Below are 13,937 nucleotides of genomic sequence, written 5' to 3'. Positions count from 1 at the left end.
ACGACGGCTTGCGCCGTTATTTGCTGCGCAGAGGCACAAACCCCGCGCAGACCCTTCTAGCGCCCAGTATAGACGGCGATAAGCGGCAGCTCGAATGGCTGCCGGTTTTCGCCTTGCCCGACAACGGCCGCTCATGGCGTCCCGTTCCCGCCGTCCTGCTTGCCGGCATATTCCGGTCAGGCTTTCAGGCCGCACGCTTATGCGAATGGCGATTGCAGGACAATCGCATCGTCGCGTTCAGGGCCGGTGGTGACCATGGCGACGGGAACGCCGACTTCGCGCTGAATCGCTTCGATCAGCGCCACGGCCTGCTTCGGCAGATCGCCATACGCGCGCGCGCCTCGTGTCGAGCCGTCCCAGCCGTCGAAGCGCTGGAGAACCGGCTCAAGTCGCTGCTGTTCGGCGCTCGTGGCCGGCATGTAGTCGATGCGCACGCCATCGAGCAGGTAGCCCACACACAGATAGACCGACTCGAAGCCGTCGAGCACATCGAGCTTGGTCAGCGCAAGCAGATCGATGCCCGCGACCTTGCTGCTCTGGCGCAGTTGCACGGTGTCCAGCCAGCCGCAGCGACGCGGGCGGCCGGTGTTGACCCCGTACTCGCCGCCACGCTGCCTGAGCACGTCGCAGGGTGCGCCGGTCACCTCCGACGTGAAAGGGCCTTCGCCAACACGCGTCGCGTAGACCTTGCTGACGCCAAGCACACGCCCCACGCGCGACGGGGCAATGCCCGTGCCGCTGGCCGCGCCGGCGGCGATGGTGCTCGACGAGGTCACGTAAGGATAGCTGCCCCAATCGACGTCCAGCATGACCGCTTGCGAGCCTTCAAATACCACGCGCTTGCCCGACGAATGGGCGTGATCGAGTTGCTCCCAGACGCGGCCCACGAAGGGCAGGATCTTCGGCGCCATGGCAATCAGGTCGCTCAGCATCGGCTCGAGCGGAAACGGCTCCAGTCCCAATCCGCGAAACCAGGCCGCATGGTGCGCGAGCAGGGCCTCGAGTTTCTGGGCCAGCAGTGCCGGCTCGGCGAGGTCGCACACGCGCAAGCCGCGCCGCCCAACCTTGTCTTCGTACGCCGGGCCGATGCCGCGCAGGGTGGTGCCGATGGGCTTCGCGCGCATCCGTTCCTGGGCCGCGTCGATCGCGCGATGGACCGGCAGGACGAGTGTGGCCGTCTCGGCGATTTGCAGCACCTCCGGCGTCACGCGAATGCCCATCGCCGCCATGCGCCCGATCTCCGCAAGCAGCGCTTCGGGGTCGAGCGCGACGCCGTTGCCGATCAGGCCAGGCTTGCCGCGCACCACGCCACTGGGAAGCAGCGCCAGTTTGTAGGTCTGCCCGTCCACCACCAGCGTGTGCCCGGCATTGTGCCCGCCGTTGTACCGGACGACGATGTCCGCCTTTTCCGCAAGCCAGTCGACGATCCGGCCCTTTCCCTCATCGCCCCATTGCGCACCGACCACGACGACATTCGACATCCGACCATTCTCCTGGTGAGTTAATCAAACAGATCCAGAACCGGAGCTGCTGCGACGTGGCTCAATATAAGGTTCGAAAGCGCCTCCGAAAAGCGATGTATACTCACGTGGCTTGTCAGGAAAAGTCACATAGGAAATCTCGTTATGTCCCGTCGCCTGCCGCCGTTGAACGCGCTGCGCGTATTCGAAGCCGCCGCGCGGGCGGAGAGTTTTTCGGCGGCGGCCGAGGCGCTTTGCGTCACGCACGGGGCCGTCAGCCGGCAGGTGCGGCAACTGGAAGACTGGCTCGGACACGACCTGTTCGAGCGCCGCGGCCGAAGGGTCCTGCTGACGGCGTCGGGACGCACGTACCTGGCGGAGATATCGGCGGCGCTGGACCGCATTGCGCTCGCGACCAACGAGCAGCTTCGGAGCACGCGGCAACAGATCGTGAGGGTCAACGCGCCAACGACTTTCGCGTTGCGCTGGCTGTTGCCGCAGCTTTCCGGCTTCCAGCTCACCCATCCGGCGGTGGAGGTGCGGTTGACGACGTCCGATGAGCCGATCGAAAAGCTCGGCGACGAATGCGACGTGGCGATTCGCGGCAGCGAGCAGAAGTCCGCGGGATATGCGGTCAGCGAGTTTTTATCGGAAGTCCGCTTGCCGGTGTGCTCACCCAAGGTATTGGAGTCTCACCCGATACGCCACGTGTCGGACCTGGCGCACCACACCCTGCTGCACACGGCGACCTATCCCGGCCTTTGGGCGCAATGGCTGGCGGCGAGCGGCAACCCCGGGCTTGCGGCTCGCCATTCGCAGCAACTGGACCACTTCTATTTGACCTTGCAGGCCGCCATTGACGGCCTGGGTATTGCCATGGGGCCCACCGCGCTTGTCGCGCTCGATGTCGAAGAGGGCCGTCTCGTGTTTCCGTTCGACGGCCCGGCCTTGCCCGCCTGGCGCTACTGTAGCTATGTCCGCAATGCGCGGGTCAAGGACCCGGCAATCCATACTTTTCTCGCTTGGCTGCGCGAACTCGGGGATCGCTTTTCGCATCGAGCGGCGTGACGTCGCGGATTTTCACGAGGACGACGCCAGTGACCATTCGATGAGGCGAGACGGCTCACCGTCTGCGCGCGCAGGCGCGAATGCGTGCATGCTGGAGATCGCGCGACCACGGGTATCGCACCGCTTGCGTTGCGCCTGTCCGACGCCTGGAGATGCACGATGGAAAAACGCCCGACGAACCGCTCGACGCTTGCTGCGTTGGCGCTCCTGCTGGCGGGCTGCGCCGCCCCAGGCATGCCACAAGGCGGCCCCTATCTGAGTCCGACGGAGTGTCGTGACCTGGCCGCGCTGAGAAGCAACGCGCCTGTGACGATGGCGCAACACCAAAGCGAGCTTGCGGCGCTGCGCAAAGCGGGCTACGACCCATCACCCTGGAACGACGACCCATACTATCCGGACGATCTACAGGCGGCGCAGCGCCTGGTCGACTATTGGTTCAACACGGAGTGCCCGCAGTCTTCTCCCGGATGAGAAGCCCTGGAGGCGCTATGGACCTCTTCAGACTCGCAACAGGGACGATAGCGTTGGCCGATGAGGTGTCGGCGCGCAAGAGATACCGATATGCGATGTCGCCGGGGGGCGCGTGGAGCGTGCCGCAGCGTTGCCCCAGCAAACCGGACGGCCGCAGGAAACGATCGCTGTGCAAAGTGGGTTCCGCTCCGTCGATGCGCTTCAGCGGGCTTTTCGCCGTGAGCGAAACTGCACGCCCGAGGAGTACAGGGTGAGTGCGCACATCGAGCGTGAAGGCAGTTGAATCGATCGGGCCATGCCAGATGACCGCAACGGGCATCCCGGGTAGCGGTGTTGACGTCGATCGCCCAGCGTTCGCCGGACCCGACGTTCAGGCTTGCGACGACGTAGGCTCAGGCTGGCCAGCGTGCGCATGGGCGCGCCTCGTCCTGCCCATGCGGGCGAGACGCCTGAACAGCGAACGCAGTGCCGAGGCATTGCGTTGCAGGCCCGCCATGAGTATCAGCGCGCCGATGAGCGCCGTTGCGCTTCGGTCGAGGGCCGGCAGCCCCAGCAGCACGCCGGTTGCGCCAATCGCGGCGACAACGGAAGAAACCGAGTCCGCGCACGCATGCCAGGCGCCGGCATTGAGCGCGCTCGCAAGACTGTCGCCGTCGTGAGGTTTCACACGCGCCGCCGCCGCTCGTAAATAAAGGAACAGCCCCGCCTTGGCGGCGACACTCGCGACGGAAACGGCAAATGCGGCCAAAGCGGCGGCAGGGCGCGCGCCGGCGCCCTGGACTGCATTCGGGAGCATGCCCGCGCTCAGGAGTTCGGCGCCGGTTGCCGCGATGAGCAGATTGGCAAGCACGATGGCGACCGGCGTCAGCTTGTGCGGACGCCCGGCTCGCATGGCCTGGTCGAAATAGATTGCGCCCGCAACGACCCCGTCGCCGAGCGCATCGACCAGGGTATGCGCGCCATCGGCCAGCAAGGCATCCGAGCCGGAAATCCAGCCAGTGACGAATTGCATCGCCATCAACACGACATTGACGAGAACGGCGACGCAGGTGACTTGCATGGGCGCTTTTGTTGTGGGCGCGTGCGAAAGGCGGGCGCGCGGGGAGAAGCCGCTAGCGTAGCCAGCCCACATTGCAGACCGGTGACAATCGACGGCCTCGCGCGCCGGATGTTTGTCTCGCCCATGCCACGGTCGGTACAATCCGCCAAAATGCTGCCGGGGGTGAACCCATGACCGATCTCGAACGATTCCTTGCGCAAACCACTGCGAGCGGAAAAATTCCCGGTGTGTCGCTCGCGGTTCTTCGCGCAGGATTGCCGGGCGCGCAATATCACTGCGGCATTCGCGGGGCCCACGACCATACTGCGGTGGACGCCGCGACCGTCTTTGAGGCGGCCTCGCTCACAAAACCCCTTGTTGCCTTCATCGCCCTGCAACTTTTCGAAGAAAAGCGGCTGGACCCGCAACAACCGCTGTTCGACATCTGCGGCGAGTATGTGCCCGGCGATCCGGATTCACGCAGGATAACGGCTTCGCATGTGCTGACCCATACGAGCGGCCTGCCGAATATCGTGCGCGACGAGGCGCCACTTCGCACGTACTTCGCGCCTGGCGAACGGTTCAGCTACGGCAGCAGCGCGTTTGCGTGGCTTCAGCGTGCGATGGAGACCGTCAGCGCCCGTTCGCTGGAAAGCTTGGCGCGAGAGCGCGTGTTCGAGCCGTTGGACATGCGTCACTCGAGCCTAGCGTGGCAGGAACGCTTCGCGGGCAATCACGCGCAGGGGCACGAATGGGAGGGCGAGCCAGTGCCCAAGCGTCGCGTGCAAACGGCCCATGCCTCGTGGTCCCTGCTGACCACGGCGTCCGACTACATCGGTTTCGTTCGACACGTACTGGCGCGCGGAGGATTGTCGGCCGCAAGCTACGCTCAGTGGTTTTTGCCGCGCATCCATACGCGCAGGGCGACGACGCGGAAGACCTCCACGGCCGGAACCCGCCCGATCCCAACGTTGCCTGGGGATTGGGTTGGGGTCTCGAACCCTTCCAGGATGGCTTCTTTCATTGGGGAAACAATCCGGGGTTCCGGGCTTTCGTTCTCGCCAACCGTACGACGCAGGATGCGGTCGTCTGGTTCGCCAACTCTGCCCGAGGCTTGAGACTGGCGCATGAAGTCGTTCCTCAAGCGGTACCCGGCGCGCATCCCGCTCTCGAATGGCTCAGGATCGGTCGCTTGTGATGCGCGTCGGGGGCGTCATGGGCGGACCCTGCACAGAAAATGGCAACGCCTACGCCAATCGCAAATCCCACAGCACGTCCAGCACATGTTGCGTGGAACGCTCGACGTACCCTGCACGATGGGCAATACCGAGCCGTCGCCACAACGCCGGGCGCAGCGGGCGCATGACAATGCGCCCGTCGGGTAAGGGCGTCGTGGCCTCGTGGGGCAGGAGCGTTGCACCGTAACCTGCCGCTACCAGGCTCTTGATCGCATCGTTGTAGTTGAGCTGAATGCGCGGCGCGGGATGGTGCCCCGCGGTCGCGAACCACTCCGTAGTGAGGCGCGAGAGACGCGTGGTCGCGTCATTGAGGATGAGCGGCTGGGCGGCGAGCCATTCAGGCGTGACGCGGGCCGGACACCGCCAATGCGCCGGCACGAAGGCCATCACGGGGTCGCGGCGCCAGGGCTTGATCACGAGCCCGGCCACCGGGGGCTGAGGCAGTGCGACCAGCCCGACATCCAGCGTCCCGTCCACCAGCCGGGACAGGGTTTCCTGCGAAGTTAGCACTGCGATCTGAATGTCGATGGCGGGATGATGCTCGCGCAGGACCTCCAGCGCTTGCGGCAGCAAGTGCGCGATCACGCCCGTGGACGCGCCCAGACGGGCGCGCCCTTCGAGTCCTTCCACCTGGCGTTGAATATCGTCCAGGGCCTGCTCCGCGTCGGCCAGCAGTCGGCGCGCACGCTCCACCAGCACCTCGCCTATCGCCGTCGGCCCCACATGTCCGCGCTTGCGTGACACGAGCGGAGCGCCAAGGCGGTCTTCGAGTTCGGCGATGTGGAGGCTGACCGTTGGCGGCGCGAGGTGCAATGCGCGCGCCGCATCGATGAACGAACCCCGGTCGGAAACTTCGACCAGCGTGCGCAAGCGGTCCAGGCTGATCTCTCGCATGAGGGCGTCCAGATTCAGAAAACCTGAATATTAACGTTATGAAATTCAACTTTATCTATTCTAACCGTCCGCGCAACATAGGGGCTCGTTTTCCCCCTCGTTTTCCCCCTTACCACTCACAGTCAGCGGAGTCATCCACGTATGAGCTCTCCCGTAGTTTTCATCGACGGCGACCAGGGCACCACCGGCCTGCAAATCCACGACCGGCTGCGCAACCGGACCGACATCAGCGTGTTCACCCTGGCCGCTGCGGAGCGTAAAGACCCGCGGCGTCGCGCAGAAGCCATCAACGCCTGCGACATCGCCATTCTCTGTTTGCCGGATGCCGCCGCGCGCGAGGCCGTGGGCGCCATCGTCAATCCTGCTGTCCGGGTTATCGACGCAAGCTCCGCCCACCGCACGCAACCGGACTGGACTTACGGTTTCCCGGAGATGACGCCGGGGCAGGCCGAGCAGATTGCGAACGCCCGTCGGGTCACGAATCCGGGTTGTTATCCGACCGGCGCAGTCGGTCTGCTGCGCCCGTTGGCGCAGGCCGGGTTGATCCCGGACACCTGCACGATCAGCATTCATGCGGTATCCGGCTACTCCGGACGCGGGCGTGCCGGCGTGGAGGAACACGAGGGACCGGACGCTGCCAACGCGCCCTCATACCAGGTCTATGGTCTGGAACTCGCGCACAAGCACACCCCGGAGATCCAGCGGCACGCCGGGCTCGCGCAGCGTCCCATCTTCGTTCCCGCGTATGGTGCGTTCCGCCAGGGCATCGTGCTGACGGTCCCCCTGGCGTTGCGGTTGCTGGCCCCCGGCGTGAATGGCGCCACGTTACACGCATGCCTTGCACGCCACTATGCCGATGCGGCCCACGTACGTGTTTTGCCGCTGCACGAATCGGGCGGTTTGAAGCACCTCGATCCGCAGGTGCTGAACGGTACGAACGACATGCGCTTAAGCGTATTTCCCGACGAGGAACACGGGCACGTTCTGCTGTCCGCGGTTTTCGATAATCTTGGCAAAGGGGCATCCGGCGCTGCGGTTCAGAACCTGAACCTGATGCTCACGCGGCAATAGTGGCCGATGGTTGGCGCTGACCGTTGGCCTTTGATCCGGCGTTGCGGAAACCACGTGCAATTCTGGCGGACGGGATGTCCTGGCCCGCAGGCCCGCAGGCAGCGCCTGAAATTGCGCTTAGGGCCGGAAAACGCGCGAGAGTAATGTGCGCTACCGCACATTTCAGGTCTGCTTCCCGTTCGATACTAGGATCAGACGCGTCGCGTCGGGTCGTTTCATTGCCCCGATTCGCGAATTTCGGGCATCAAGGCAGTCCGCGCGCCGCTCGCCATCGAGTGAAAGCCGCATTTCCCATCGACACGCTCTTCACGTGAGCGATGTCGCGCGGCTCCGCGCGGGAGAAGCGCATGCCCATGTCCAACGTGAGCCCGGATTCGTACGACCCCATCATCCCTATGCGTGGGTTCGCAACGGATCAGGTGGATATCGGTGAAACCACCGCCGATCCGTTTTGCGGCTTCAATGACGCGCGCAAGAACGATTTCCGCCGCTGTCTATCCGCTCACTCAACAGGCGGTCTCGTCGCGAGAACGTTTTTACGGCGTTCAGGTCAGACCGCCGAACCCGGCGGGTTGCGCGAACGCGTGCTTAAATACTTCGCGTATGCGACGCTGCGCAACGGCATTCATATCGGGGCGAATAAGCAGGAATGCGAAGTGTCGTTCGCGCTCTCGCGCACTTTCGTTGAGAAGGCAAGCGACGGCTTCGTTCACGAGGTGTTGCAGACTCATTGCGAAGGCGCTTCGCGCGCCGGAGGAGAGCGTTATGCCAAAGCCGGTAGTGCCGTGGTCGAGCGCCATTGGCGCAATGAGCGACGCGCAGCGCCGCGAGTCGCGTGTCGAGCCGCCGCACGATCTCGAAGCGCATATGGACGACTTGCGGGCACTCGACAAGATCAGGAAAGCGAGCGCGGAGATGCGCAACAAGGGGCGAAAGGCGCTGTCGGTTCTGGAGCCCCCCGCAAAGCAGCGCTATGAGGTTTGGAAATGTGCGCGCGTGCGTTTGCAGTATGCACGGAATCGAAAGGAAGTCGAAGTCAGCGTTGCTAACATCGAGGACCGTGTCAAGGACGTCTCGATCGAAGAGTTGAAGGAGGAGTACGCGCCCGTGCTGGCCGCGGCGGAAGGCATGCGTATGTGCATTGCGACTGGCCACCTGGCGACCTCAGGGGCGACCATGCGCTCGTGGTATTGGGTCGTACGCGAGATTTTCACGGCGGCCGAACCGGACTGGTGCATCGGCGGGGCGCGTGGTGGCGATGACGGCTGGGTGACGGCGTATTCGACCTGTCAATGCGTGCGTGCGCTCTGCGATCTCGCGAAGGTGCTCGAACAGACGGCCGATCTGCTGGAGTATCTGGACCGTACCAACGCTTATCTCGGCACACTGGCTTATCCGGGAATCCCGGAAGCGTGGCGGGAACTCGACAAGGCAAGGCTTCTGCGGGAACTGGAAACGGAACTGTCGTTAGCCGAGCACAACGTGGTGTTTAACATCACGCCCTTGATCGGTCGCCGTTTCAATCTGGACACACTGACTCAAGAGTTCCACGGCATCGTCAAGAGCAGCCTCGAAGCGTTGGCGGAGAATCTGAAGATCGTTGCCGAGGAACTCCCCACCCACGCGCCCAACGAGGGAGACTGGCCGTCGCAGACCGGGCATGCGTTCGCGCTCAATGCGATCGGACGTGGACGGGCATTGACCCAGGATGCGCACAAAAAATTCGTCGGCCCGGACTGGATGAAGGAAGTCGCGAAGCTGTTTCGCGACGCGGCAGAGGGGGTGCGCCACAGCATGGGCGCGAGCAAACGGTATTTGTCGTCGGTGATCGACACGCAGCTTGCCGCAGCCAATCATACCGACACACGAACGTGGGAGCCGGGTGAAGTCGCATACGCGGCGCCTGCCTATGCGCTCACGCTCGGCAAGAAACCGGAGTCGAGTGAGCTCGAACGCCTGAAGCTCGCAGCGGGCCTGATCTGCTCCGATTTGTCGGCGGACGGCACGCTCACCGGCCTCATCCCCTTCCACGAGCACAAAGAGTGCATGTACACCGTCCATACTGAGGAACAGTTGGGCGCAGTGGCGGAACTCATTCGTGTTGCCCATGTGCCTATCGACCGGCAGCGCGTGAGCCATATGTTTCACTATTTCAAACGCCAGTGCGCCTACGGCGAGGAAGAGTCGATCAGAGGCTGGTACAAGGAGTTCGATCACCGGCGCGCGAAAGAAGACGTGAACGCCACGGTCGACGCGGTGGAAAGTCTCGCATCGTTGAATCGAATGCTGGACGAAGGCATCAACGACATGATTCTCGATCATTTCACCGTACGCCATCCGACCTCGAAAGGCCTGAAACTTGGCCAGCTCTTTTACCCGGACTATGGATTCGCCCAGCAAGGGGTGTGCGAGCTGGAGCGCGATGAGCATGATATTGGCCGTGAGTCGCTGGCAATGACGATGCAAAAGATGCGTGCGCATGTGACGCGAGCCGGTAGTGACGTGAGGAGTTCGCTGGTGCTGCACGGTCCTGGTGGAACAGGAAAAACGATGTTGATCGAAGCGCTTGCGCGCACCTGCGATTTGCCGCTGGTGGAGGTGACGCCGAGCGATCTGGCAAAGAGCGGCGAGGCCAACGTCGAAGGGCGTGCCCGCGCCGTATTCGACGCCTTGGCGATGCTCTCGCGGGTGGTCATTCTATTCGACGAATTCGATCCGATTCTCAAGCGTCGCGATGAATCCGGCGAGAAGGAGACCAACTTCTATACGTTCGTGACGCCGGGCATGCTTCCCAAGCTCAAAGGCTTGCAGGAGAGCGCGGTGGAGCGCAGATTCGTGTACGCGCTCATCACCAATCTGGTTGGTACGCTCGACCTGCCCGCTATCCGCAAGGGGCGCTTCGATGAAGTCGTTGGCGTCTATCCGCCTGACCCGCTTTCGCGCGCTGGATACTTCGCGCGCATCGCTGGCATGTTTGCCGATTCGCACCAGTGGGACAAGGCGAAATTCACGCCGGAGTGCCTGATGGAGGTGGTTGCCCGTACCAGTTCGATCGGCATGACCGCGGCTACGGCGGCAGGCATGTTTCGCGCGAACGATCCTGGCGATTTGAAGGAGCGTCCCATTGGCTATATTTACGGCCTTGCGAAGGCTCCCTGGAAGCCCGATTTCCTGCCCGAAGATGAATTCAGGGGCATTCGAGGTGTCGGCCGCTTTGCGGAGCTCGAGTGCTTACAGTGGGGCATGTTGACGGAGTGGGACGAGCAGATAGCCAATTTTCCCACGTCCGAAGCGTGGGGCAAGGCCGCGGACCGTAACACGTTGTGGGGGCAATTGCTGCATTGGCCCGCCGAAGCGCAAGGGGGCGATGCGATCGACAGGATCTACAACAGGATGGAAGCCGAACTCAAAAAGGCGAAAGGGGCAGGTGAAGTGCGTGGCGGTGACGTCGCTCCACCGAAACAGCCTGAAGGCGGGGAGAATGCGGCCAACGCGCCCGGAGGGCTGGAGGGAAAATCGGGCAAATGAACGCTTGCCAGGTGAACCCGGACCTGGTAAGCCAACAGCATACGAGTCGCATGTCCATATCAAATCGATCGACACCGAATTCAACGTTCGGCGTCGCTCGACACTCACGGCGCTGTGGCTCGGCAAGTTGCGATAGCGAACTGCGCCGGCCTCGCAGGGCGCCAATGATCGAAAACATGAGCAAACCGGCCATTATTGGACACTTGACTCGGGCGCCTGACCTGGCCACCTGACGCAAACCGGCCGACCCAAAACGGCCTCTCGGCCTGGATCGCCTCATTGGCAGTCTGGGAAGAATCGTGTCGAATTCCGGGTTGCTGTTTCATTCATTTTCCTGACGATCGGGTCGGCGCGTGCGTCGGAAGGACGAACCGGGCCATCGTGCCAGGGGCACGTCTCGTTAAGGTCGAAATCTTCTGATGGAAGTGTTGATTTGTCCACTACCCGTTCAGACGTCTGCGCGCAAAGCGAGACGAGCGGCAAGTGCTTGGGGTGTCGTCATTTTTCTGCTATCAAGATAGAGACCGAATACAAGATTCGATGTCGGTGTTTGCCGTTTTCAGCCGGGGGAAAGCTGGAGTTGATAACGGAGGCACCCGTGCATGAATTCAGCGCATTGCTTGTTTTGTTGCATCGCGCAGCCCGCGAGCTACCCTTCGAGTCCTTCCAGGAGCATGCGCTTACGCTGCTCAAGCGCGTGGTGCCGTTTGACGCGGCGCGCTGGGGAACCACGCGCCATGACGAGCGCGGTGCGAAGTATCACGCACCATTTTTGTATAACGATTCGCCCGAGAGCCTGAGAGACTACGAGGCCGTGAGGGAACATGACCCGGTGGCCGCGTGGTGCCTCACGCACCTCGACAAGGTGTCGAATTTTGAGCTACACGAAGTCTGCGCGCGCAACCATGACCCAGGGATGCTGGATTATGTACGCCGATACCGTCACATGCAGGGACTGATTGTCGCGAGCAGGACGGGCGAGAACGGCCTGTTGCAGGTCATTTCGCTTTACGGTGCGTATCCGGACAAACGGTTCGACGAAACGCAGCGAAGACGGCTGGAACTCGTCTTTCCCCATCTCAGGGAGGCATTGAACACGAGCCTCACATTCCAGATGGAGCGTATCCGCCCGCACGCGGGTGGTGTCGCGTGGCATCTTGCGATCAGCGATGCGGTGGGTGACTTCCATTTTGTCGAACCGGGGTTCCGCGACCTGCTGCGTCACGAGTGGCCAACCCTCATGCACCGCGCCTTGCCGGCGGCGTTGGTGGGCCTGATCAATTCGCGCGTGCCGTCACGGTTTCAGGGTCGCGCGGTGATTGCCTTGATTGATGTGCTGCACGACATGGTCTTTGTGCGGGCGCGCGCACGCATGCCGGTTGACTACCTTTCGCCCAGGGAGCTCGAAGTGGCGAAGCTCGTGGTCTCCGGCCTGACCCATAAGGACATCGCCAAAACGCTAACACTCTCGCCTGCGACGGTTCGCAATCATCTGCAAGCGATACACGATCGCGTGGGTGTGCGCAACAACGTGGAATTGACCGACGAGTTTCGACGCGCCGGCTTCTAGTCCGTCGTCCACCCGCGCGGCAGGTCGCTCCGGTTGGACGAAATGTCCGGCATCGACCACAGATTCAACCCATGTCGCTGTGCGTCAGAGGCCGGCACACACAATGGTGCAAATGCATCATGCGCAGACCGTGCGGCGCCCACTATCCTCAACGTTCGCCGCATGTCGAATGCAGGCGGAAAACGCTGAGGAGACCAAAATGCACAAAGCCGGAATGCGGCAATCAACGCACCGTCTCACATGCCCGCTCATGAACCTCGCCCAGGCCGCTGTCGTTGTCATGCTGCTGGCCGCGTGCGGAGGCGGTGGAGGCAGCGACCCGCCCGGCGCCACGTCCCAGAGTGCGTCGACTTCGACAAACGACCCACCGGATCCGTGGGCGAGCGCGCAGGCGCAGGTCTCGAATTTTGGTGGCGCGGCGACGGTGGTCGATCCCGGTGTCGTCGGGAGCAACACGTCCTGCGGCATCGAAGTCCCCTGCGGGGCCGGGGGGATTATCCTCAACGAGAACTGTAGTCCTCAGGCGGTCATCTGTGGGCCGACGGGGATCGCACTGGACGCGAGCGGGAACGTGTATGTCGCGGGTGGGAATGCGATTTACCGGTTCACGCCGGCGGGGGTGATGTCGGTATTCGCAGGCGGGGTGAGCGCGGGGTATGCCGACGGTCAGGGCGTATCGGCTCTGTTCAATGCGCCCCAGGGCATGACGTTCGATGCCAATGGCAATCTCCTCGTTGCGGACAGTGGTAACAACGCGATCCGGATGGTCACGCCCGCCGGCACTGTCTCGACGGTGGCCGGCTCGCCCACGCGAGGCAGCGCGGATGGTTCCGGCAGTGCGGCAACCTTTAGCGCACCGGTTGACGTTGCGGTCGACGCGAACGGCAACATTATCGTCGCCGACGGGGGAAACAGCGCGATCCGCAAGATCTCGGCAGCAGGTGCCGTCACCACGCTCGCGGGTGGTCCGAAGACGTCGACGTTCAACTGGCCCACCGGCGTCGCGGTGGATCCGTCTGGAAACGTCGTCGTCATGGACGTCGGGGCCAACAAGGTGCTGAAGGTTACGCAGGCCGGGGCGGTCACAACGGTGGCAGGAACCGGTAGTGCTGGTTCGACCAACGGTGCCGCCAGCGCGGCGACGTTCGGGTCCACGGGCCCGTACGATCCGCTACACGCGCCGATTCAATATGGCCCGGCGGGCATCGTAGTGGACAAGTTCGGCTACATGTTTGTTGTTGACCGCGGTAACAACGAGGTTCGCATGATTACGCCCTCGGGCGTGGTGTCCACGCTCGCCGGCCAGCCGGATCAAACGTGGGGCACTTCCAATGGCGTCGGCCCGGCCGCGCTACTCGATACCCCGGCGCATATTGCCATGGATTCAAACGCCAACCTCTATGTCACCGAGGACGGGAACAGCGATGTACGGCGCCTCTCGCCGGTGCCGTGATATCAGCATTCGAGCTTACGGACATCGGCATGTTCGACAACCGGGAAACCATCAGACGCGTGCTCTATTCGCGGTGTCACGACAGGTAGCTGCACGAGATCTTCGCGAGTCCGTTCTGCTGCGTCGGTATTGGCCGGCGTTGTCA

Annotated in this window: 12 protein-coding genes; 9 read left to right on the top strand and 3 right to left on the bottom strand. The window is 63.1% G+C overall.

The features are described from left to right. Positions 1 to 197: 197 nt before the first annotated feature. Positions 198 to 1,481, bottom strand: a complete 1,284-nt coding sequence (locus C7401_RS36350; RefSeq protein ID WP_112176878.1) for an adenylosuccinate synthase — start codon at positions 1,479 to 1,481, stop codon at positions 198 to 200. Between the two features lie 144 nt (positions 1,482 to 1,625). Here C7401_RS36350 and gcvA point away from each other — a divergent pair, with 144 nt between their 5' ends. The 3 genes from gcvA (at position 1,626) to C7401_RS46195 (ending at position 3,282) form a co-directional block, all read left to right on the top strand. Continuing rightward, positions 1,626 to 2,528 (top strand): transcriptional regulator GcvA, encoded by a 903-nt coding sequence (gene gcvA / locus C7401_RS36345; RefSeq protein WP_112176877.1) that lies wholly within the window; start codon positions 1,626 to 1,628, stop codon positions 2,526 to 2,528. Between the two features lie 159 nt (positions 2,529 to 2,687). Further along, entirely contained in the window at positions 2,688 to 2,999 is a 312-nt protein-coding gene (locus C7401_RS36340) for a DUF4148 domain-containing protein (RefSeq protein WP_112176876.1), read from the top strand. Positions 3,000 to 3,111: 112 nt separating this feature from the next. Next, positions 3,112 to 3,282 carry a helix-turn-helix domain-containing protein gene (locus tag C7401_RS46195; protein WP_373864480.1) on the top strand — a complete coding sequence of 57 codons (171 nt, stop codon included), beginning with the start codon at positions 3,112 to 3,114 and terminating at the stop codon, positions 3,280 to 3,282. A gap of 87 nt (positions 3,283 to 3,369) precedes the next feature. On the opposite strand, the gene C7401_RS36330 is transcribed toward C7401_RS46195, so the two are convergent. Then, positions 3,370 to 4,059: a cation efflux transmembrane domain-containing protein gene (locus C7401_RS36330; RefSeq protein ID WP_181565783.1), complete on the bottom strand. Its 690-nt coding sequence runs from the start codon at positions 4,057 to 4,059 to the stop codon at positions 3,370 to 3,372. 170 nt (positions 4,060 to 4,229) lie between these two features. Between C7401_RS36330 and C7401_RS36325 the strand changes: the two genes are divergently transcribed. Further along, positions 4,230 to 5,156: a serine hydrolase domain-containing protein gene (locus C7401_RS36325; RefSeq protein ID WP_112176873.1), complete on the top strand. Its 927-nt coding sequence runs from the start codon at positions 4,230 to 4,232 to the stop codon at positions 5,154 to 5,156. A 129-nt stretch (positions 5,157 to 5,285) separates the two neighbouring features. On the opposite strand, the gene C7401_RS36320 is transcribed toward C7401_RS36325, so the two are convergent. Beyond that, positions 5,286 to 6,170: a LysR family transcriptional regulator gene (locus C7401_RS36320; protein ID WP_112176872.1), complete on the bottom strand. Its 885-nt coding sequence runs from the start codon at positions 6,168 to 6,170 to the stop codon at positions 5,286 to 5,288. A gap of 141 nt (positions 6,171 to 6,311) precedes the next feature. On the opposite strand from C7401_RS36320, the gene argC reads away from it, so the two are divergent. The 5 genes from argC (at position 6,312) to C7401_RS36295 (ending at position 13,792) form a co-directional block, all read left to right on the top strand. Then, a complete protein-coding gene (gene argC, locus C7401_RS36315; protein ID WP_112176871.1) occupies positions 6,312 to 7,241 on the top strand; it encodes an N-acetyl-gamma-glutamyl-phosphate reductase in 930 nt (309 codons plus the stop codon). A 347-nt stretch (positions 7,242 to 7,588) separates the two neighbouring features. After that, complete coding sequence (locus tag C7401_RS45800; RefSeq protein WP_258397363.1) at positions 7,589 to 8,218, top strand: hypothetical protein; 630 nt, start codon at positions 7,589 to 7,591, stop codon at positions 8,216 to 8,218. Then, positions 8,109 to 10,769 carry an AAA family ATPase gene (locus C7401_RS46010; protein WP_309252018.1) on the top strand — a complete coding sequence of 887 codons (2,661 nt, stop codon included), beginning with the start codon at positions 8,109 to 8,111 and terminating at the stop codon, positions 10,767 to 10,769. The genes C7401_RS45800 and C7401_RS46010 overlap by 110 nt, the downstream gene beginning before the upstream one ends. A 598-nt stretch (positions 10,770 to 11,367) precedes the next feature. Further along, the gene (locus tag C7401_RS36300) at positions 11,368 to 12,339 is read left to right on the top strand and encodes a helix-turn-helix transcriptional regulator (protein WP_112176869.1); all 972 of its coding nucleotides are present in this window, start codon (positions 11,368 to 11,370) and stop codon (positions 12,337 to 12,339) included. Between the two features lie 250 nt (positions 12,340 to 12,589). Continuing rightward, positions 12,590 to 13,792: an NHL repeat-containing protein gene (locus tag C7401_RS36295; protein WP_181565781.1), complete on the top strand. Its 1,203-nt coding sequence runs from the start codon at positions 12,590 to 12,592 to the stop codon at positions 13,790 to 13,792. The last annotated feature ends 145 nt before the right edge of the window (positions 13,793 to 13,937 follow it).

The organism is Paraburkholderia unamae (assembly GCF_003268775.1).
Taxonomy (GTDB): Bacteria; Pseudomonadota; Gammaproteobacteria; order Burkholderiales; family Burkholderiaceae; genus Paraburkholderia; species Paraburkholderia unamae.
Note: the sequence above shows the minus strand (reverse complement) of the source record. Positions and strands in the feature narration are given on the sequence as shown.

Coding starts and splice junctions, on each gene's coding strand:
- C7401_RS36350 (WP_112176878.1), bottom strand. CDS start 1,481: ATGTCGAATGTCGTCGTGGTCGGTGCGCAATGGGGCGATGAGGGAAAG.
- gcvA (WP_112176877.1), top strand. CDS start 1,626: ATGTCCCGTCGCCTGCCGCCGTTGAACGCGCTGCGCGTATTCGAAGCC.
- C7401_RS36340 (WP_112176876.1), top strand. CDS start 2,688: ATGGAAAAACGCCCGACGAACCGCTCGACGCTTGCTGCGTTGGCGCTC.
- C7401_RS36330 (WP_181565783.1), bottom strand. CDS start 4,059: ATGCAAGTCACCTGCGTCGCCGTTCTCGTCAATGTCGTGTTGATGGCG.
- C7401_RS36325 (WP_112176873.1), top strand. CDS start 4,230: ATGACCGATCTCGAACGATTCCTTGCGCAAACCACTGCGAGCGGAAAA.
- C7401_RS36320 (WP_112176872.1), bottom strand. CDS start 6,170: ATGCGAGAGATCAGCCTGGACCGCTTGCGCACGCTGGTCGAAGTTTCC.
- argC (WP_112176871.1), top strand. CDS start 6,312: ATGAGCTCTCCCGTAGTTTTCATCGACGGCGACCAGGGCACCACCGGC.
- C7401_RS45800 (WP_258397363.1), top strand. CDS start 7,589: ATGCCCATGTCCAACGTGAGCCCGGATTCGTACGACCCCATCATCCCT.
- C7401_RS46010 (WP_309252018.1), top strand. CDS start 8,109: ATGGACGACTTGCGGGCACTCGACAAGATCAGGAAAGCGAGCGCGGAG.
- C7401_RS36295 (WP_181565781.1), top strand. CDS start 12,590: ATGAACCTCGCCCAGGCCGCTGTCGTTGTCATGCTGCTGGCCGCGTGC.